We start from the raw sequence: 18,071 nt of genomic DNA, 5'->3' as shown, positions 1-18,071 counted from the left end.
GTGAATGAAGGTGCCGGCCGTCATGCCTCGAGCACCACGTTTTCGAGCGGGATGGCCTGGCAGGCCAGGCACACGGCCGGGTCTTCCGGTTCGCTGCCGTGCAGATGGCGCACCTTGCCGCTCAACAGGCGCACGGCGCAGCTCTCGCACTGGCCCACACGGCACCCGCTGGCCATCTGCACGCCGAGCGATTCGCCAAAGGTCAGCAACGTGCCCTGCCGGGGCGTCCACGTCGCGGGGGCGCGGCCTGAGCGCGCAAAGCTGACGGTGAAGCGCTGGTCGCCGTCGGTGGGCGGCGTGGTGGGCGAACGGAAGACCTCGCTGAAGATGTCGAAGCGCGGAACGCCCCGCGCCACGAGGCCGGCGGTCACCGCGTCCATCATGGCCGGCGGTCCGCACAGGTAGAAGCGGGCGCGCTGCGCGATCAACGCGTCGTCCACCACGCTCGCGTCGATGAAGCGGTCCGACTGGTAGTCGATGCCCAGGCGCTCCTGCGGCCGTGGTGCGTTGTAGTGGTCGACAACCTGCAACTGCGGCAGCCGCGCGCAGTGCTGTGCAATGCGCTCGCGAAACGCGTGGGTCGTGCCGTTCTGGTTGGCGTAGTAGAGCCAGATGGCCGGACCCTGCGCGCCGTCGGGCAGCGATTCGAGCAGGCTGATGAAGGGCGTGATGCCGATGCCGCCCGCGAAAAAGGCCAGCGGCTGCGGCGAGTGGCGCGGCAGCACGAAGCCGCCGGACGGCGCCCGCAGCGCGAGGGTGTCGCCGACCTTCAACGCGCGGTGCAGATGGCTCGACACGCGCCCCTCGTGCGGCGTGCCGTCGGCCGAGCGGCCGCGCTGGTGGCGCACGGCCACGCTGTAGCTGCGCCGGCCCGGCACCTCGGCCGCACCCGTGAGCGAGTAGGCGCGCGTGACCTGCGTGCCATCGTCCAGATGCAATTGCATCTCGATGTGCTGACCGGGTCGGTAATCGGGCAGTTCGCCGCCGTCGACTGGCTCGAAGTGGATGCCCAGCACGCCGTCGGCCTCGGGCCGCAGCGCGCTGATGCGGAAGGGGCGGTAGCCGGACCACTTTCGCTGCCGCATCTCTGTGGCCGGGTCGCGTTCGATGTCGCAGAGAAACGAGCGATGCGGCACCGAACCGCTCACCGGATCGCAGCTGTCAGCGGATATCAGCGCGTTGAAGTTGCTGCCCAACGCGCCTTCAATCGGCAGGCCATCGCGGTCGAGCTCGGGGCAGCTCTGCCACCAGCCGAACTCGGCCACGATGACGTCGTCCGCCAGTTGGGGCGTGACGCGTGCGACGAAGCGGGCCTCGCCCACGCGCGTGCGGATGCGCATCCAGTCGCCGTCGACGATGCCTTTGGCGGCCGCGAGCGCGGGGCTCAATTCGGCCACCGGATCGGGCGCGCGCTTGCGCAGCGAGGCCAGACTGCGGTGCTGGCTGTGGCAATAGAAGCCGTTCTTGGCCGAACTCAGCACATAGGGAAAGCGGCCCTGGCGCGTGGCCTTCGCATCGCGCGGCGTGTCTGCCGGTTCGACGAAGGTGGCGACCGGCGGCTGGCCGTGGCGCAGCAGGGTTTCGGAATAGAGCTCGACGCGTCGCGTCGGGGTGTCGAAGCCGCGCACGCCGGTGGGCGTGGCGCGGGCGTACTTCTGCTCGCTCGCGTCGATGGCGCAGGCCATGCCTTCGGGCCGGGCACGCAACTGGTCGACCGTGAGGCCGAGCGGCTCGAGCATATGGTTCCAGCCCGCGTCGAGGCTGCCGCCGAAGAAGTCGCCCCCCATGCCCAGGCGAACGGCCAGATCGAACAGCACGTCGTTGTCGGCGCGCGATTCACCGCGTGGCGTCACCATGCGCTGGCGCAACTGCACCCAGCCGGCCGCACGGTCGTCGATCTCGAAGCCGATGCGCAGGCCCTCGCGTTCCCAGGGTGTATTGACCGGCAGCAGGATGTCGGCGTATCGGGCGGCGGGTGTTTCGAACAAGTCGCAGTGCACATGGAACTCGAGCTGCGACAGTGCCTGGTGCGCGAGCGCGCTGTCGGCCTGCGACACGGGCAGGTTGGTGCCGAAGGCCATCATCGCGCGCACCCTGTAAGGCTCGCCTTCGAGAATCGCGCGGTAGGTGTCGCGCGCCGTCACCCAGCCGTGTGCGGGAGGGCCGATCGGGCGCTGCGCCAGACCGAGCGCCTTGGCGCGCTGCGTATCGGGCAGCAATGAGAGCGAGTTGACGGCGTTGACGCGCGGACCGACGCGAACGCGGTTCGCGCCGATACGGTCGAAGCTGCCGCACAACGCATACAGCGTGGCGACCGCGCGCTCGGCTTGCGTCGCGTTGGTGTGCTGGCCGATGCCGGTCCAGGCGTGATAGGCCACGCGGCGGCAAGTGCCGAAGAGGTCGGCGACTGCGCGCAGCGAAGCCTCGGCAACGCCGGTGATGCGTTCGACATTCGGCGGCGTGTAGGCGGCACAGCCCTGGGCCAGCAGTTCGAAAGCTGGCGCACACGACAGGCGATGTGCACCCACGTCGATCTCGACCGCGCCGCGCAGGCGGAAGTGGGCGGCGTCCTGAGTTTGCGCCGCCTGCTCGGTGTCATAAGGCACCGCGCAGCCAAGCGCGTCGTTCCATGCCATGAAGCGGTTGCCCTGGGCATCGGGCCACAGGTCCTGCTCGCGCAGGAAGTGTCCGTTGTCGCCGCGCACCAGCAGCGGGGCATTGGTCCATGCGCGCACGAAACCTTCGTCGAAGCGCGCGTCCGCGATCAGCAGGTGGATCAGCCCCAGCGCCAGTGCCGCATCGGTTCCGGGCCGCACGGGCAGCCAGCTGTCAGCCTGCCGCGCGAGCGCCGTGGGGCGCGGATCGATCACCACCATCTTCGCCCCGTTCGCGCGGCCTCGGCCGATCGCGTTGGCCTGCGCCAGCCAGGTGTTCGCTGGGTTGTGCCCCCACAGCACGATCAGTTCGGCCTGTGCGTAGTCGGCCGCGGGCATGCCGCAGCCGAAGGTGAAGGCGTGCGCGGAGTCCTTGTGCCAGTTGCAGACCTCGGTTGCGTAGCAGATGTTGGGGCTGCCGAAGAGGCGCACGAAGCGCTCGATCCAGTCGATGCTGTCCGTCAGTGGCGTGCCGCTGGGCGTGGTCACGGCGAACACCACCGACTCGGCACCGCTCTCGGCCTTGATGGCGCTCAGGCGCTGTGCGGTCTCGGCCAATGCCTCGTCCCAGCCGATGCGCACCCAGCCCGGATCCGCCTCGGTCTTGGGCCTCGTGCGGCGCATCGGGTAGCGCAGCCGGTGCGGGCTGTGCACGAGCTCGGGCGCGGCCTTGCCCTTCATGCACATCGCCTGGCCGGTGGGGTGCGAAGCGTCGGGCCGAACCGACACCAGCATGTCGTCACGCACCTCGTTGAGCGTGCCGCAGCGCGAACGGCAGAGCGTGCAGTAGCCCTGCTTGGTTTGCGTGGGCGCCGTCGTCGTCATCACTTGCATCCGGAATCTGCGCGGCTCAAGGCATCACCGGCGCGACATAGCTCAGCGTGCGCCCGAAGGCCCAGAGCATGAAGAGCACCAGCGGCGCATGCACCAGCAATTGCAGGAAGGTAAAGCCCACGATGTCGCGTGCCTTCAGCGACAGCACGCCCAGCAGCGGCAGCATCCAGAACGGGTTGATCAGGTTGGGCAGCGCCTCGGCCGCGTTGTAGACCTGCACGGCCCAGCCCAGGTGGACCTTCAGGTCGTTGGCCGCTTGCATGACGTAGGGCGCCTCGATGATCCACTTGCCGCCACCCGAGGGAATGAAGAAGCCCAGCACGGCGGAATACGCGCCCATCACCACGGCGAAGCTGTCGACGCTGGAGATGCTCACGAACAGATGCGCGATGCGGTCCGACAGCGTGATGCCTGCGTCGCCCTTGGCGCCGGTCAGCATGGCCGCGATGGCACCGTACAGCGGGAACTGGATGATCACGCCCGCCGTCGACGGCACTGCGCGCGACACCGCGTCGAGAAAGCTGCGCGGGCGCCAGTGCAGCAGCAGCCCGATCATGAGGAACAGCAGGTTGTAGGTGTTGAGGCCCGAGATCGCGATCAGCGGGCTCTTGGCCATGAACTCCTGCGCCAGCCAGCCGAAGCCCAGCGCGCACAGGAGCAGCGTGAGCAGCGGGCTGCGCTCGAACCACTCGCCGGGGCGGCGCTCGGCGGACTCGGCGGAAGCGGGCTTGGCCTCCGTGAGGTCCACGCCCAGGTCCTGCGCCGTGACCGCGTGCTTCGCGTCGGGCGCCGACCACAGTGCGATGGCCACCGACACGACCATCAACACCAGCGCCATGGCGACCGACTGCCACAGGAAGATGGTCTGACTGAACGGGATCACGCCGGTGATGTCAAGAATGCTCTTGGGCAGGCTGCTGGCGTTGGCCTGCAACTGCGCCGCCGACGAACTGAGCCCCAACGCCCAGGTCGCGCCCATGCCGAGGTAGGCCGCCGCGCCGCCCGCGCGGTAGTCCATGCGCAGGTCGAGGCGGCCGGCCAGCGCGCGCACATAGAGCGCGCTGAAGATCAGCGAGATGCCCCAGTTGAAGAGTGACAGGATCATGCTGATCGCCGCCACGTACGCGATGGCCTGGCGCCCCGACACGGGCAGTGCGGCCAGCTTGCGGATGAGTCGCGCAGCTGGCGGCGAGGTCGCCACCACGTAGCCGCCGACGGCCACCAGCGCCATCTGCATCGTGAAAACAATGAGGCTCCAGAAGCCGTCGCCGAAGGACTTGGCCACCGCTTGCGGACTCGATCCGTTCAGCAGCGCGGCGCCTGCGACCACCACCACGGCGATGGCCGCGAACACGAAAGCGTCGGGAAACCAGCGCTCGGCCCAGGCAGTGAAGCGCAGGCCCAGGCGGCTCAACAGCCCGGCATCGGTCGAGGCCTCTTGGGATACAGGAGGGTGGGCGCCGTGTCCGGCGGAAGTGTGTGATGTCGATGGCATGGGGGTCTCCTGCTACTGCTGCTGGAACGGTGGGCGTCCTCGTCACACGCCTGACATGGCGTGCTGCCCGGATGTTAGGAATTGCCATCGACAATTCATAATATCTATTTTCAATAGAGCGATATAGGATGTATCTATGTCGATAACGATCAAGCAGCTGCAGCACTTCGTGGCCGCAGCGCACACGGGGCAGGTGTCCCGCGCAGCCCAGCGCTGCTATGTGAGTCAGCCGTCGCTGACCACTTCGCTCAAGAACCTGGAGTCGACGCTGAAGGTGCAGCTCTTTACGCGGCACTCCGACGGGCTGCGGCTCACGGTGCAGGGCGAGGGCTTCCTTCGGCATGCGGAGCACATGCTGCATACGCTCGATGCGGCGGTAGAGGAGACGCGCAACTCGGTGTCCTCGGTCGAGGGGCGGGTGCAGATCGCCATCACCGACACCGTGTCCGAATACATGCTGCCCAAGATCATCGGCGCGATGCGCAGGCAACTGCCGCTGGTCGAGTTCGAGCCCGTGGAGCGCAACCGGCAGGAGATCGAGAACGGCCTGCGCAGCGGCGAGTTCGACCTGGCCGTGGTCCTGGTGTCGAACCTCTCGCGCGCGCCGGATATCCGGCGCGAGAACCTGCTGAAGTCGGAGCGCCGTCTGTGGACTTCGTTCGACCATCCGTTGGTGGCGCAGAAGTCGGTGTCGCTGCGCGAGATCGCGCAGATGCCCTTCGTGCTGCTGGACATGGACGAGCACGTGGACACCGTGGGCCGCTACTGGAGCGCGATGAAGCTCAAGCCCAAGGTCGTGTTCCGCACCAAATCGATCGAGGCCGTGCGCAGCCTCGTTGCACAGAACGTGGGTGTGACAATCCTGTCGGATCTGGTGTTTCGCCCATGGTCGCACGATGGCGGGCGCATTCGCAGGACGGTGGTATCAAGCGCAGTGCCCTCGATGGACCTGGGACTGGCCTACCGGCGCGGGGCCGTTCTTTCCGAGGCCACGGCAGCCTCTGCGAGTACCTTGCGGTTGCTGGCCAAGACACTGACGAGAGAATCGCAGCCGCGGACGGACGACGAGCCGCTGTAGCTTTCGAGTGGGCCGCTTCCTGCGACACGCATGGCAGGCGTGGGGTGAGCGACAGCTACCGGCAGTTGTCGCCCAGTCATCGAAGGCGGGCTTATCGCAAGCCAGAAGAATCGCGTCCAGGACCGCGTCTCTGGCAGCCTCATCGGCATTGTCCCGGCAGGCCGCGCAATACGGGCAGCAGTTGCTGCGTTCGCGCAGGGTATTTCAGAACAGCCGGAATTTCGGTGCGTCACCCTGTTAAGAAGAAGGAAGGGGGCGGCCGCACTGCGCCGACCGATCAGGCAGTTCCGGCGTCGGCGACGCGCAACCGGTAGAGACCGACGTCGACGAGCCCCGCGTGGAAGCCGGCCTCGCAGTAGGAGAGGTAGTAGGTCCACAAGCGCTTGAACGCGGCGTCGAAGCCGAGCGGCTCGATCTGCGGCCAGGCGGCGAGGAATCGGCGACGCCACTCTGCCAGGGTTCGCGCGTAGTCCTTGCCGAAGCAGCGGGAAGCCTCGATCACCAACCCTGCGCGTTGCGCCTGTTCCCGCAGCACGCGCGGGCTGGGCAGCATGCCGCCGGGAAAGATGCAGTGCTGGATGAAATCGGTCCCCTGACGGTAGCTGTCGAACTGCGCATCGGCGATCGTGATCGCCTGCAGCACCACCACGCCTCCGGGCTGGAGGCGCTCGCGCAAGGTGGCGAAGTAGGTGGGCCAGTAGGCTTCGCCGACGGCCTCGATCATCTCGATGGACACGATGCGGTCGAACCGGCCCTGCACGTCGCGATAGTCCTGCAGCCGCAGGTCGACCCGGTCGGCCACGCCCCAGTCCTGTGCGCGTTCGCGGGCGAAGGCCAGTTGCTCGCTCGACAGCGTGACGCCGGTGACGCGCGCTTCGTGCCGGCGGGCCAGGCTCGCGGCCAGCGTTCCCCAGCCGCAGCCGATCTCGAGCACGTCGCCCCCTTGCGGGGTGTCGAGCATTTCGGCGATGGCAGTGAGGCGACGCGCCTGGGCGGCTTCCAGCGTGTCGTCGCCGGCGTCGCTGAACATCGCGCTCGAATACAACATGCTGTCGTCCAGCCAGTGCCGGTAGAACGCGTTGCCCAGGTCGTAGTGGAATGCGATGTTGTGCCGGCTTCCGCGCCGGCTGTTGCTGTGGGTCAGGTGCCGCAGCCGCGCCGCCCAGCGCGCCAGCCCGCGCCCCTTGAGCAGCGATCCCCAGGCCGATTCGTTGGCCAGGCCGAATTCGAACAAGGCCAGCAGGTCCGGACTTTCCCACTCGCCATCGCGAAATGACAGGGCCAGGCCCAGATCGCCTTGCAGCGCCAGGCGCAGCAGCGGGCGCCAGCTCAGCAGGCGCAGGCTCGCGTGCGGCCCGGGTTCGAGGCCGGCCACCTCGATGCATCGGCCGCCCGGAAGGCTCAAGGACAGCCGGCCGAAACGCGTGCGGGCCAGCAGCCGGCGCAGCGGGGAGAAGACCGGAGCGGCATCGAGAGCGGGTGCGGAAGGTGTGGTCAGGCTCATGGGGTCTTGTTCGAAGAAACGATGGTGAGGTCGCGCTCGGGGGCAGCCGGTCGCGGATGCAGCGGCACGCGCTTGATCCACAGACGCAGGGCCTGCCAGTGGATGGCGGCCACCACCTTGAGGGTCAGCAACGGATGCGTGATGAACACGCGCAGCAGCGCCAGGTCGCTCAGGGGGGCGCGTTGGCCGTCGAGCTGCGCGTTGAGCACGGCGCCGGCCGCGTCGTGCACGCTGATGCCGACCGAGACCGCCTCGCCCGGCGGTGCGACGCGGAACCGGTAGTGCAGGTCCATGCCGTTGAAGGGAGAGACGTACATCTGCTTGTCGCAGTGCTGCTCGACGATGGGCGCGCCGTCGTCAGCGACCGGGATCAGGTAGCTGTGCCGCTGCCCGAAGGTGTTGTTGACCTCGTACAGCAGCGCCTGCAGCGCGCCGCCGGGTGCATGGCAGAACCAGACGCTGAGCGGGTTGAACACATGGCCGAGCAGTCGCGGCATGGCCAGCAGCCGGATCGCGCCGCCGGTCGGAAGGCCGGCCTCGCGCAGCCGCGCTTCCACCTGGGCCCGCAGGTCGCGGCCCGAACCGTCGCCATGGTCGGCGGCATGAAAGCTGAACAGGTTGAACCGGTCCACCGAGAAGCAGCGCAACCGGGCGTGCAGTTGCGGCAGTTCGTCGATATCGATCAGCAGGTTGTAGACCCGGTAGCTCAGCCGGTGCCGCCTCGGCCGCAACCGCTGGTGCATGACGCGCCCGATGTAGAGCGCCGAGCCTTCGTGCGCGTTCATGAGGCGACGGTCTGCGCGCCTTGCGGCAGATGGATGCGCCCGGACTCCTGCGCCACGCGCCAGGGCCGGCGCACGCCACCGAGCGCTTCGGCGACGGCCAGGCCGGCCTGCAATCCGTCCTCATGGAAGCCGACGCCGAAGTAGGCGCCGCAGAACCAGGTGCGGCGCTGGCCCTGCAGCTGCCACAGCTGGCGCTGCGCGGCCATGGCCGCGGCATCGAACAGCGGGTGGTCGTAGACCTCGGTGCGGATCAGGTGCTCGGGCCGTGGGTCGACCGCCGGGTTCAGGGTCAGGAACAGCGGCTCGGCCGCCGCGCCCTGCGGCAGGTGGGGCTGCAGGCGGTTCATCCAGTAGGTCACCGTCGGGGCCGCGCCGCTGCCGCGCGTGCCGAGGTAGTTCCAGCTCGACCACACGGCGCGCCGCGCCGGCATCAGGGCCGGGTCGCGGTGCAGCACGGCCAGGTTGCGGCTGTAGGGCAGGGCACCGAGCAGGGCACGCTCGGCACCGGTGGGTGCGTCAAGCAGCGCCAGCGAGCGGTCCGCATGGGTGGCCAAGACCACCTGGTCGAAGCGCTCGGGCCACCAGCCGGCGCTCGTGCGAAGCCGTACACCTGCCGGCTCGCGATGCAGTTCGAGCACGGCCCGGTCCAGCTGGATGCGGTCGGCGAAAGGCTGGCTGAGGCGCCGCACGTATTCGCGGCTGCCGCCCACCACCGTGCGCCAGATGGGGCGGCCGCTGATCTGCAGAAGCCCATGGTTCTCGCAGAACCGCACAAAGGCGGCAACCGGATAGCGCCCCACCTGCGCCGCTGGCGTGGACCAGATGGCCGCAGCCATGGGATAGAGGTGGTCGTCGCGAAACGCGCGGCCATAGCCGTGGGCATCCAGGTAGTCGTCGAGCGCCTGGTCGCCTGCGACCTGCGCATCGCGCGGAGCCTCGCGGTAGAACCGCAGCAGGTCGCGCAGCATGGCCCAGAAGCGGGGGCGCGCCAGGTTGCGCTTTTGCGCGAACAAGCCGCGCAGGTCGGTGCCGGCGTATTCGAGCCCGCCGGCGTCCAGGCTCACTGCGAACGACATGTCCGAGGCCGCGGTCGGCACGGCCAGGTGCTGGAACAACGCGGTGAGGTTCGGGTACGCGGGCTCGTTGTAGACGATGAAGCCGGTGTCCACCGGCACCGGGCCTTCCCGGCCAGGGGCGTCCACGGTATGGCTGTGGCCGCCCAGCCGGGGCTCGCTCTCGAACACCGTGACCTCGTGGCGCTGGGACAGCAGCCAGGCACAGGACAGGCCCGAGATGCCGGTGCCGACGACGGCGATGCGCTGCTCGGGAGGCACGGAGGCTGGCGTCGGCAAGGCGGCAGACGGGGCAAGAAGAGGCAGCATGGAGAGTCTCCGTCGGGTCGTGCTGCCTGTACGCAGGAAATGGCCGTTTGGATTGCCGGCGTGCCGCTGCGATGATCCGAACGCGGCTTCCTTGCGTATGACAGCACATGACCGCGGCTCCTGATCCGTCCAACCCCTCTGCGGGCACTCCGTTGCCCCGCAGTCGTCGAGCGTCCCTCTTGACCGTTGTCTCCCCCGATTCCGAGCCATCTGCCTTGCCCGACGACCTCTGGGCCGAGGCGATGGCCGCCGTGGCGCAGCGACAGGACCGGGACGCGTTCGCGCAGCTGTTCTCGCATTTCGCGCCGCGCATCAAGCACTACCTGATGCACAGCGGCAGCCCGGCCATCCAGGCCGAGGAACTGGCCCAGGAAGCCCTGGTCACCGTCTGGCGCAAGGCCGCGCTGTTCGATCCGGCCCGGGCGGCCGCCACGACCTGGATCTTCGCCATCGCGCGGAACCTGCGTGTGGACGCGCTGCGGCGGCGCCAGGGTGTGCAGTCGTCTGAAGACGCAGTCGACTTCGACCTGCTCCAGTCGAACGACCCGGCCGTCGAAGACCAGCTGCACGACGCGCGCCTGAGCGAACGGCTGCGCGGCGCGCTGCGCCAGCTTCCGCCCGAGCAGCAGCAGGTGCTGCACCTTTCCTATTTTGAAGACGCGCCGCATGCCCGCATCGCGGCCCAGCTGTGCATTCCGCTGGGCACGGTGAAGTCGCGCGTGCGCCTGGCGGTCGCCCAACTGCGCCGCCTGCTGGAACATTGACGATGGACATCCGACACCACCCCGACGACGACCTGCTGCTGGCTGGGTCCTCCGGCCACTTGCCGGCTGGCATGCGACTGGTCCTGGCCAGCCACCTGGAACTGTGCCCGCTGTGCCGCGAGCGCGCGCGCGCACTCGATGCCGTGGGCGGCATCCTGCTCGACGGCCTGGAAGCGGTCCCGCTTGCCGATGACGCGCTGTCGCGCACCTGGGCCCGGATCGATGCGCACGAAGGCGCTGAACCCGCCCCCGTGCGGGTCAGCGCGCCCCCACCGCTGCCGCCCGGTGCGCGCTGGCCGCGCGCGCTCGCTCATTGCAGTGCCACGCCCTGGCGCTGGATCGGCCCCGGCATGCGCTGGAGCCGTGTGACCGTGCCCGAGGCCCCGGAGGCCAACGTCTTTCTTCTGCGCATCGCGGCCGGCAAGTACCTGCCGCAGCACACGCACCAGGGGCAGGAGTTCACCCAGGTGCTGCACGGCCGCTTCCACGATGGCCGGGCCTTGTTCGGCGCCGGCGATTTCGATGCGGCCGATGCCGAGATCAACCACCAGCCGGTGGTCCAGGACGGCAGCGAGTGCATCTGCCTGGCCTCGCTGGACGGCCGGCTGCGCTTCGACGGGGCTATTGCACGCTTCTTCGGCGCGCTGGTCGGGATGTGAGGCGCGCCGCGACCCATGCCGACACGCCGCTCACGGCCGTGCCCCATGCCAGGTCGGCGGCCGTGACGGCCCAGGGCCAGTCGCGCAGCGTGGCCTGGTTCGTCAGGTCATAGGTCGCGTAGGCCACGAGCCCGAGCAGCGCGCCGCGACGCAACGCCACGGCGGGCTCGCCAGCCTCCAGTGCCGGCGCGATCGCCAAGACGACCAGGCCGACCAGGTAGAGCGCATAGAACAGCGCCGCCGCCGTCCAGTCGACCTGCGGCGCCATCAGCGGACCGAGCGCAGGCTGGTACAGGCGCGGCCCCATGACCGACAGCCAGACGGCATCCAGCACAAGAAAACACACGAGCGCCCACAGGTAGGCAGCGAGCAAGGTACGCGGGGATGGCTTCATGGGGTGCTCCGTGCAGGAGAGGTCAGTCGGTAGCTCAGTTGGCGATCGCCCTTGGTGTCGGCGTCGAGCCCGATCCAGCGTCCGCTGTCGGCGGCATACCAGATGCGGATGCGCTGCTGCGCCGCCTGCAGTCGCCAGCCGCGCGCCCGCACGGGCTGACCGCGGACCTCGAGGGTCGCATCGGGCAGCGGCTCGAAGCGGACCGGCTCGACCTTGCCCGTCTGGGGATCGATCAGGCGCTGTTGTTTCACCAGCCGGGGATTCCAGTAGGCAAAGCTCATCGGGCAGTCGCCGTCGAAGCGCTGCGCGATCTGCTGGCGGGTGCCGTCGTCGTCGGTCTCGGCGCGCAGCTCACGCAGGCAGTCGCCGGCCCAGCGCTCCTCGGCCTGGTGCCGGTAGCGGTAGACCGGGATGCCGAGCACGCGCACGGTGAACAGGGCGCGACTGTCGACGCTGCGCCTCGCCGCCGTGCCGCCGACGACAAAGCGATGGGTCCCGATCGGCTTGCCATCGAGCATGGCGGTGAAGTGCCATTCGCCCGCTTCCTCGTCACCTTCCTGTGCCACGGCCAGGCAGGTCGCCAGTGCCAGCATCAGCCCCAAGGCCCGGTGCTTCATGGACGGGCGCCACGCCGCGGCGGCCAGGGGATGAAGGCACTGGTGCGTGCCGCGTAGCTGCGGTAGGCGGGCCGGCGCTCGGCGATGTCGTGCTCCAGAAGCGACACGCCCGACACCTTGAGCAGCAGGACGGTCATCAGCAGCGGAGACACCAGGCACCACGCCACCGCCCATCCGCCCGCCGACAGCGCTGCCAACCCAAGGCCCCACCAAACGCAGGCCTCGCCGAAGTAGTTGGGGTGGCGCGACCAGGCCCAGAGGCCGCGGTCCATCACCGCATCCTCGCGGCGCGGGTTGCGCAGGAAGCGGGCGAGCTGGGCGTCGGCCACGGCCTCGAAGACCACACCGCCGCCGGCCAGCAGCAGGGCCAGCACGTCCAGCCAGGAGAGGGGCGACGGGTGCGCGAACGCGGCCAGCAGCGGCCAGCCGACGATCCATGCCAGCACCGCCTGGAGCCCGAACACGAGGTAAAGGCTTTTCAGTCCGAAGTGCGGTTCGTTGCGCGCACGCATGGCCTGGTAGCGGCGGTCTTCGCCGTGGCCCCAGTTGCGACGCCCGATGTGCAGCGCCAGCCGGCAAGCCCATACCAGCAGCAGCCCGAGCATCCAGATGCTGCGGGCGTCGAGCGCGCGGGCATCGGCGCCGGCGTAGGCCAGGGCCGGCGCCGCGATCATCAGGGGCCAGATCCGGTCCGCCAGGCTGGCGTCACGCACCACGACGCTGAACACCCAGACGGGCAACGCCAGGCCGAGGGCGATCGCCAGACCCAGGCATGCGAGCGACAGCATCACCGTTTCTCGAACAGGTAGTGGCCGACCCACCACTGGCCACCCTCGGCGTAGCCGAATAGCTCTTCCACCGAAATGAAGAAAAGCCGCCAGCGGGTCCACCACACCGGCGCGTCGCGCTCTCCGTAGACGGCGGCCAGCAGGGGCATGAGGGTGACCCGCCGGGCGTCCATGCGCGCCAGCCAGGCGGCCGAGGTCCGCGCGTAGTGGCGGCCATCCCAGCGCCAGCGGTGCAGCAGGCGCAAGTCGTCCTGGCAGCGCAGGGCGAGATCGTCGCTCGGCATCATGCCGCCGGAGAAAAAGTGGCGGCTCATCCAGTCGCTGGCATCGCGCTCCTCGAACGGGTAGGGCGCTTCGCGGTGAACGAAGACGTGCATGAAGAACCGTCCCTGCGGTTTCAACCAGCGGGCCACATGCGAAAAGGCGCGCGGCCAGTTGCGCAGGTGCTCGAACATCTCCACCGACACCACCCGGTCGAAGCGATCGCCGGTCTCGAAATCATTGAAGTCGCAGGTGATCACCTCGAGGTTGTCCAGGCCGCGTGTGGCGGCCTCGGCCGTAATGAATAGCCGCTGCGAGTGCGAATTGGAGACCGCCGTGATGCGGGAGCGTGGGAAGTGTTCGGCCATCCACAGACTCAGCGAGCCCCAGCCGCAGCCCAGCTCCAGAATGCGCAGCCCATCCGCCAGGCCGGCACGTGCGCAGGTCTCGGCCAAGGCTGCCGCCTCCGCCTGCTCAAGCGTCTGCACCCCCTCAGGCCACCAGCAGCAGCTGTACTTCCGGTGGGGCCCCAGCACGCCTGTGAAGAACTCGGCGGGCAGCTCGTAGTGTTGCTCGTTGGCTTTCTCGGGCAGCAGGGCCAGCGGTGCCTCGCGCAGTTCATCGAAAAATGCCTCCGAACGCAGGGCGACGGCTTCCGGGTCGCCGCTGTCCAGCTCGACCAAGCGCTGGCGCAGCAGCCGCCGCACCCCCACCCGAACGGCGCCGTCGGGCACCAGGCCTTGTTCAACCCAATGGATGGCAGTGGAGGTGCTCGAGGCTTGGGACATGGCGGTGGGGGCAGGAGGAGAGTCTCTTCTTCCTACGCCAGGCCGGCCGTAATGGATCACTGTGCGTCGGCTTCAGCGCATGGGGACTGAGGCGACGGTGCGAAGTACGGCGGTCGGACACTTGGCGGCGTCACGGGCCAGGCCCACTATCTCTGGACAAACTGGACATGCACCGCGAGAGCTGCGAAGCGGACGTAGCTGCGCTGGTCGAGGCCGGTGCAACCATCTGGGAGCTCTCCTGCGGGCCGGACGGGGCACATGCCCCCAGTTGGGGGCCGCCGTTCTTGCACCAATGAAATAGTTCGACTTTAGTTTTCAGACGACGCGTTGGAAGCAAGCCGGGCCCCGTTGGTTCGACGACGTGATGGCGATCTTTGGAGCAATAGCGTCCAAGAAAAATCCTGCACAAAGGCGGGCAAGGACGGCCCGGGAGGGAGGAGGGAGAAAGCATGGGCCGCCGAGGTCAGTCCAGAGGCCGAGTTACCCGCTCGCTGCTCTGCGGAAATGTGCTGCATTCGTTGCGGACCTCAGAAAATGGCCCTCCGGATGGGGCCCATCTGGCGCTAGCTTTCGCCGTGAGCGGTCAGGGGCGCTGCTGAATCCTATCCGCGAGCATCTGTGAGACGAATCGCAAGTATTTCTCTATTTCGCGGTCGCCCTTCGGACCCTTGCCAAACAGGTGATCCAAAAGGGGCTGAGCTGTTGGGATGAACGCCGAAACGCTAAGTATCGTCAGGTGGATATGTCGCGGATCCACGTCGGCTGGAGAGTCGTCCAAGAGCATTGCTGTCAGCTCCATGGCACGTCGGCTGATTCGCTGCAGCGAATTTCCTGTCTTACCCTGCGACCCGTTGGCATCCTCTCCGTGATAGATCTCCGACAGCGCCAGCCGCTCGAAGTGGGGATGTTCACGCATGAATTCCAACCGAAGCAAGAGCCGCTGATACACGCGCTCGGGTAGCGGCCCGCGTGAAACCAACGCTGCTTCCATCCGGTCCTGCAACTGCCCCATCAGTTGCTCGGTCGCTTCCCTGAGAACCCCCCTCAGGTCACCAAAGTAGTAGCGCACCAAGGTGCGAGTTACGCCGGCGATGCCTGCGATCTCCAGGATGCTCAGGTGCTCCGGCGCTCGCGTCTTCAACAGCAAGATCGTGGCGTCGAGGATGCGCTGTTGCCCCACCGCTGCATCGGCAGCAGGGCGGCCGCTTGCGCGGGGAGCTTTACGTTTGGGTGTGACCTTCTTTGACGGGGCGTTTTCAGTGGACATGCGGGGTGGAGACCTGTATGAAGATATCCCTGTCTGCCCTGACTTCCTTGACGGCGTTGACCCTCACCGGCGCCGCCTCAGCTCAGTCGTCGGTTACGCTATTCGGCGTGATTGACGCTGCCATCAGCGGCTATTCAAACAAGGCGGATTCCCCGCTCGGTACCAGCGTCAAAACGAGCGCGATCAAATTGGCACCCGGCGGCTCTAACGCGAGCCGTCTGGGCTTCCGCGGCACGGAAGACCTCGGTGGTGGCCTGGCTGCCAGCTTCTGGCTCGAAGCCGGCCTGGCCAATGACACCGGCGCTATCGGTGGCGACGTCAGCAACATTGCCAGCAGCCCGGTGACTGGCTTCTTCAACCGTCGTTCGACCGTGAGCCTTTCGGGCGCTTTCGGTGAAGTCCGTCTGGGCCGTGACTTTGTCCCGACCTCCTGGAACGACCTCGTGTTCGATCCGTTCGGCACCAGCGGCGTTGGTACCAACCTGATCGCGACCGCGAATGGTTTCGGCCCTGGTGCTCCCTCGGGCTTCACCGCGAACAGCATGTACATTCGCGCCAGCAATTCGGTCAGCTACTTTCTGCCCCCGAACCTGGGCGGTTTCTACGGCCAGGTCATGTACGCTTTCAACGAAGCGACGAAGTATGACCCGGGCACCCTGACCCCGAACATGCCGAGCACGCAGCGCGCTGGTCGATACGTCGGTGGCCGCTTCGGCTACGCCAATGGCCCGCTGGACGTTGCCGCCGCCTACGGTGAGGCCACGATTGGCGACAACTTCTTCGCCGGCACGACGAATACCCTGAAGAGCTGGAACCTCGGCGCTTCGTATGACTTCGGCGCCGTCAAGCTCTTCGGTGAGTACGCCTCTGCCAAGAACGAGACCGACCGTGCCACTCCGACGGTCACCGACATCTTCGCCTTCACCGAGCCGGGTGCCAAGGGCTGGCTCATCGGCGCTACCGTGCCGGTTGGCTCTGGCCTGATCCGCGCGTCGTACTCGGCCCTCAATTACAGCGACATCCGTATCCCTGGCACCTCGGGTCTCGGCGCAAACGCGACCCAGGTCTTCGGTCTACAGAATCCTAAGGCCAGCAAGTGGGCTCTAGGCTACGTGCATTACTTGTCGAAGCGCACCTCCCTGTACGCCACGGTGGCTCGCGTGAGCAACAGCGACAACACGCGGATCGGGAATGGCCTGACGACAAGCGGTGCCTTCGCTGGCATCGCTGGCTACACGCCGAAGACCTCGGTCGGCTACGACCTCGGTATTCGTCACGCTTTCTGATTTGACGCTGGCGCACGCCAGCCTCAAGCGGAAGTCTCCAAGGCAAAGGGCGTGGTTTGTTCACGGCTTTCGCCTATCGCCATGGAACCCGCCTGAGTCATCGTGGGCCGCGCCGCACCCGCTTGGCCAAGGACATTCTGGATGAGTCTTGCGTTCTTCGTTGCTCCAACGTTGGCAGCACTGGACCACCCCATCGACTCGCGTGACTCCGGCCAACGCGCTCCGCGGTGTGAGCGCAGCAGATTCGCTGGCCGCGCTGGCGCACCAGTTCAAAACCGACATCGCCGCAGGTCGACAGATCGACGGCTCGGTCACCTATCTCGCGGAACTGAAATTCACCGCGAGCCCAGCGGGCTCAACGGACATCGATTCGCTTCGGGCCAAGGTCGACGACAAGGCCGACAACCCGATGGGATCATGGTCTCTGTGTCTGGCTACTCAAGCGTCGCGTGAATTTCGGTGGAGGACTCGGAAGACCTGGCTGGCTGAGAGGTGAGGGTGAATCGGAATTCGCGGAAGGAGTGAGCCGGACGCGCTACTCCGTTTCGTTCGGCAACCGACAGCTGCGGCTGCGTGCTGGTAGTCGAAGAAGTCGTTTGCCTTGAGCCTCTGACCTTTGTTCCAGCGTAAGGCATGCATGCATGCTTGTCTCGATATGGAGTGTGCGCAGAGTCGCCTTGCCGCGCTCTGTTTTCACGGCGGCGACTAGCAATCCGAGACAGTGCCGTTCGATAGTCTCGTATTCGGCGGTGTCTCTTACCGGTCTTTGTCTCATAGACGGCGGGACCATGTCGCACAGTATCTCAGCGGCACGACCTGCGTAAAGGTCCAGCACGCCGACGAGTTCATGCTCATAGACTTGAGCGAAGCTCTTGAGGGTTGCCGCGCGCTTCGTGCAGGAGCCGCATGAGTGCCGGCCCATCGATGGGCCGGATATTGCGGCCTTTGGCGAAGGCGGTGGCCTCCTGCGTGAAGCGCCCGGAGGTCACGACGAAGCCGCCCGCTGCGCCGTGTGCGGCCATCACGCCATAGAGCTCCCGTACCGTGGAGACGCTGACCTTGAAGGCTTTCCATCGCTTGCATTGAACGAAGGACTTCTCTCCGGCCTTGGTGAGAACCAGATCCACGCCACCATCGGCTCCGCCACCACCGACCTCCTTGACCGCATACCCGCGTCGCCGGAATCCTTCACCGACCAGCAGTTCGAACTGCTGCCAGGACATGTCCTGCAGCGCGTTGGCACTGCTGCTTGCGGAGGTCGTGTCGAACAAGGCGCGCCGCCGCTGCCGGCGTACCGCCGACATGACGGCGTTAGCCGAGCAAGGCATCTCGCTGATGCCATCGCGGAGCGCTTGGGGTCCCAGGACGGGCAAGTCCCCTGACGTGGGTCGTGGCCTATTGCTGGACGAAGACCGGGGAACAAGGCGGGGAACAAACCAACGAGAGAAATCCAGATTTCCAATAAACGCAATCGTTCTAGGGCATCATTCGGTAGACCCCAGCCCACCACACAAC

The 18,071-nt window shown here is 67.3% G+C and carries 15 protein-coding genes and 1 pseudogene; 5 read left to right on the top strand and 11 right to left on the bottom strand.

Annotation, left to right across the window (positions count from 1 at the left end; all coding sequences use genetic code 11):
• Positions 1-20 precede the first annotated feature (20 nt).
• Together AC1RAD_RS28755 and AC1RAD_RS28750 are read right to left on the bottom strand one after the other, a co-directional pair.
• Positions 21-3,488: a molybdopterin-dependent oxidoreductase gene (locus tag AC1RAD_RS28755; RefSeq protein WP_492738520.1), complete on the bottom strand. Its 3,468-nt coding sequence runs from the start codon at positions 3,486-3,488 to the stop codon at positions 21-23.
• A gap of 16 nt (positions 3,489-3,504) precedes the next feature.
• Positions 3,505-4,983, bottom strand: a complete 1,479-nt coding sequence (locus AC1RAD_RS28750) for a short-chain fatty acid transporter (RefSeq protein ID WP_492738518.1) — start codon at positions 4,981-4,983, stop codon at positions 3,505-3,507.
• 136 nt (positions 4,984-5,119) lie between these two features.
• Between AC1RAD_RS28750 and AC1RAD_RS28745 the strand changes: the two genes are divergently transcribed.
• Positions 5,120-6,061 carry a LysR family transcriptional regulator gene (locus tag AC1RAD_RS28745; protein WP_492738516.1) on the top strand — a complete coding sequence of 314 codons (942 nt, stop codon included), beginning with the start codon at positions 5,120-5,122 and terminating at the stop codon, positions 6,059-6,061.
• Between the two features lie 277 nt (positions 6,062-6,338).
• On the opposite strand, the gene AC1RAD_RS28740 is transcribed toward AC1RAD_RS28745, so the two are convergent.
• Genes AC1RAD_RS28740 through AC1RAD_RS28730 form a run of 3 tightly spaced genes read right to left on the bottom strand, consistent with a single transcriptional unit; the run spans position 6,339 to position 9,732 of the window.
• Entirely contained in the window at positions 6,339-7,565 is a 1,227-nt protein-coding gene (locus AC1RAD_RS28740; protein ID WP_492738514.1) for a class I SAM-dependent methyltransferase, read from the bottom strand.
• Entirely contained in the window at positions 7,562-8,350 is a 789-nt protein-coding gene (locus tag AC1RAD_RS28735; protein WP_492738512.1) for a DUF1365 domain-containing protein, read from the bottom strand. The genes AC1RAD_RS28740 and AC1RAD_RS28735 overlap by 4 nt, the downstream gene beginning before the upstream one ends.
• Positions 8,347-9,732, bottom strand: coding sequence for an NAD(P)/FAD-dependent oxidoreductase (locus tag AC1RAD_RS28730; RefSeq protein WP_492738510.1), 1,386 nt, complete (start codon positions 9,730-9,732; stop codon positions 8,347-8,349). The genes AC1RAD_RS28735 and AC1RAD_RS28730 overlap by 4 nt, the downstream gene beginning before the upstream one ends.
• 215 nt (positions 9,733-9,947) lie before the next feature.
• Between AC1RAD_RS28730 and AC1RAD_RS28725 the strand changes: the two genes are divergently transcribed.
• Together AC1RAD_RS28725 and AC1RAD_RS28720 are read left to right on the top strand one after the other, a co-directional pair.
• Positions 9,948-10,496 (top strand): sigma-70 family RNA polymerase sigma factor, encoded by a 549-nt coding sequence (locus tag AC1RAD_RS28725; protein WP_492738509.1) that lies wholly within the window; start codon positions 9,948-9,950, stop codon positions 10,494-10,496.
• A gap of 2 nt (positions 10,497-10,498) precedes the next feature.
• Positions 10,499-11,155: a ChrR family anti-sigma-E factor gene (locus tag AC1RAD_RS28720; RefSeq protein WP_492738507.1), complete on the top strand. Its 657-nt coding sequence runs from the start codon at positions 10,499-10,501 to the stop codon at positions 11,153-11,155.
• Here AC1RAD_RS28720 and AC1RAD_RS28715 read toward each other — a convergent pair.
• From AC1RAD_RS28715 to AC1RAD_RS28695, 5 genes are all read right to left on the bottom strand, one after another.
• The gene (locus AC1RAD_RS28715; protein WP_492738505.1) at positions 11,118-11,549 is read right to left on the bottom strand and encodes a DUF2177 family protein; all 432 of its coding nucleotides are present in this window, start codon (positions 11,547-11,549) and stop codon (positions 11,118-11,120) included. The genes AC1RAD_RS28720 and AC1RAD_RS28715 overlap by 38 nt on opposite strands.
• Entirely contained in the window at positions 11,546-12,166 is a 621-nt protein-coding gene (locus AC1RAD_RS28710) for a DUF6134 family protein (protein WP_492738503.1), read from the bottom strand. The genes AC1RAD_RS28715 and AC1RAD_RS28710 overlap by 4 nt, the downstream gene beginning before the upstream one ends.
• On the bottom strand, positions 12,163-12,954 hold the full coding sequence (locus AC1RAD_RS28705) for a DUF1295 domain-containing protein (RefSeq protein ID WP_492738502.1): 792 nt from the start codon (positions 12,952-12,954) through the stop codon (positions 12,163-12,165). The genes AC1RAD_RS28710 and AC1RAD_RS28705 overlap by 4 nt, the downstream gene beginning before the upstream one ends.
• The gene (locus AC1RAD_RS28700) at positions 12,954-14,003 is read right to left on the bottom strand and encodes an SAM-dependent methyltransferase (RefSeq protein ID WP_492738500.1); all 1,050 of its coding nucleotides are present in this window, start codon (positions 14,001-14,003) and stop codon (positions 12,954-12,956) included. Before AC1RAD_RS28700 ends, AC1RAD_RS28705 begins: the two co-directional genes overlap by 1 nt.
• A gap of 583 nt (positions 14,004-14,586) precedes the next feature.
• Positions 14,587-15,270: a TetR/AcrR family transcriptional regulator gene (locus tag AC1RAD_RS28695; RefSeq protein ID WP_492738498.1), complete on the bottom strand. Its 684-nt coding sequence runs from the start codon at positions 15,268-15,270 to the stop codon at positions 14,587-14,589.
• A 17-nt stretch (positions 15,271-15,287) separates the two neighbouring features.
• Here AC1RAD_RS28695 and AC1RAD_RS28690 point away from each other — a divergent pair, with 17 nt between their 5' ends.
• Complete coding sequence (locus AC1RAD_RS28690) at positions 15,288-16,556, top strand: porin (protein ID WP_492738497.1); 1,269 nt, start codon at positions 15,288-15,290, stop codon at positions 16,554-16,556.
• A 202-nt stretch (positions 16,557-16,758) separates the two neighbouring features.
• Entirely contained in the window at positions 16,759-17,052 is a 294-nt protein-coding gene (locus AC1RAD_RS28685; RefSeq protein ID WP_492738495.1) for a hypothetical protein, read from the top strand.
• A gap of 376 nt (positions 17,053-17,428) precedes the next feature.
• On the opposite strand, the pseudogene AC1RAD_RS28680 reads toward AC1RAD_RS28685, so the two are convergent.
• A pseudogene (locus AC1RAD_RS28680) lies at positions 17,429-17,866 on the bottom strand (restriction endonuclease); the annotation flags it as partial.
• Positions 17,867-18,071 lie beyond the last annotated feature (205 nt).

Source organism: Variovorax sp. GW823-FHT04B03, from assembly GCF_058796495.1.
Note: the sequence above shows the minus strand (reverse complement) of the source record. Positions and strands in the feature narration are given on the sequence as shown.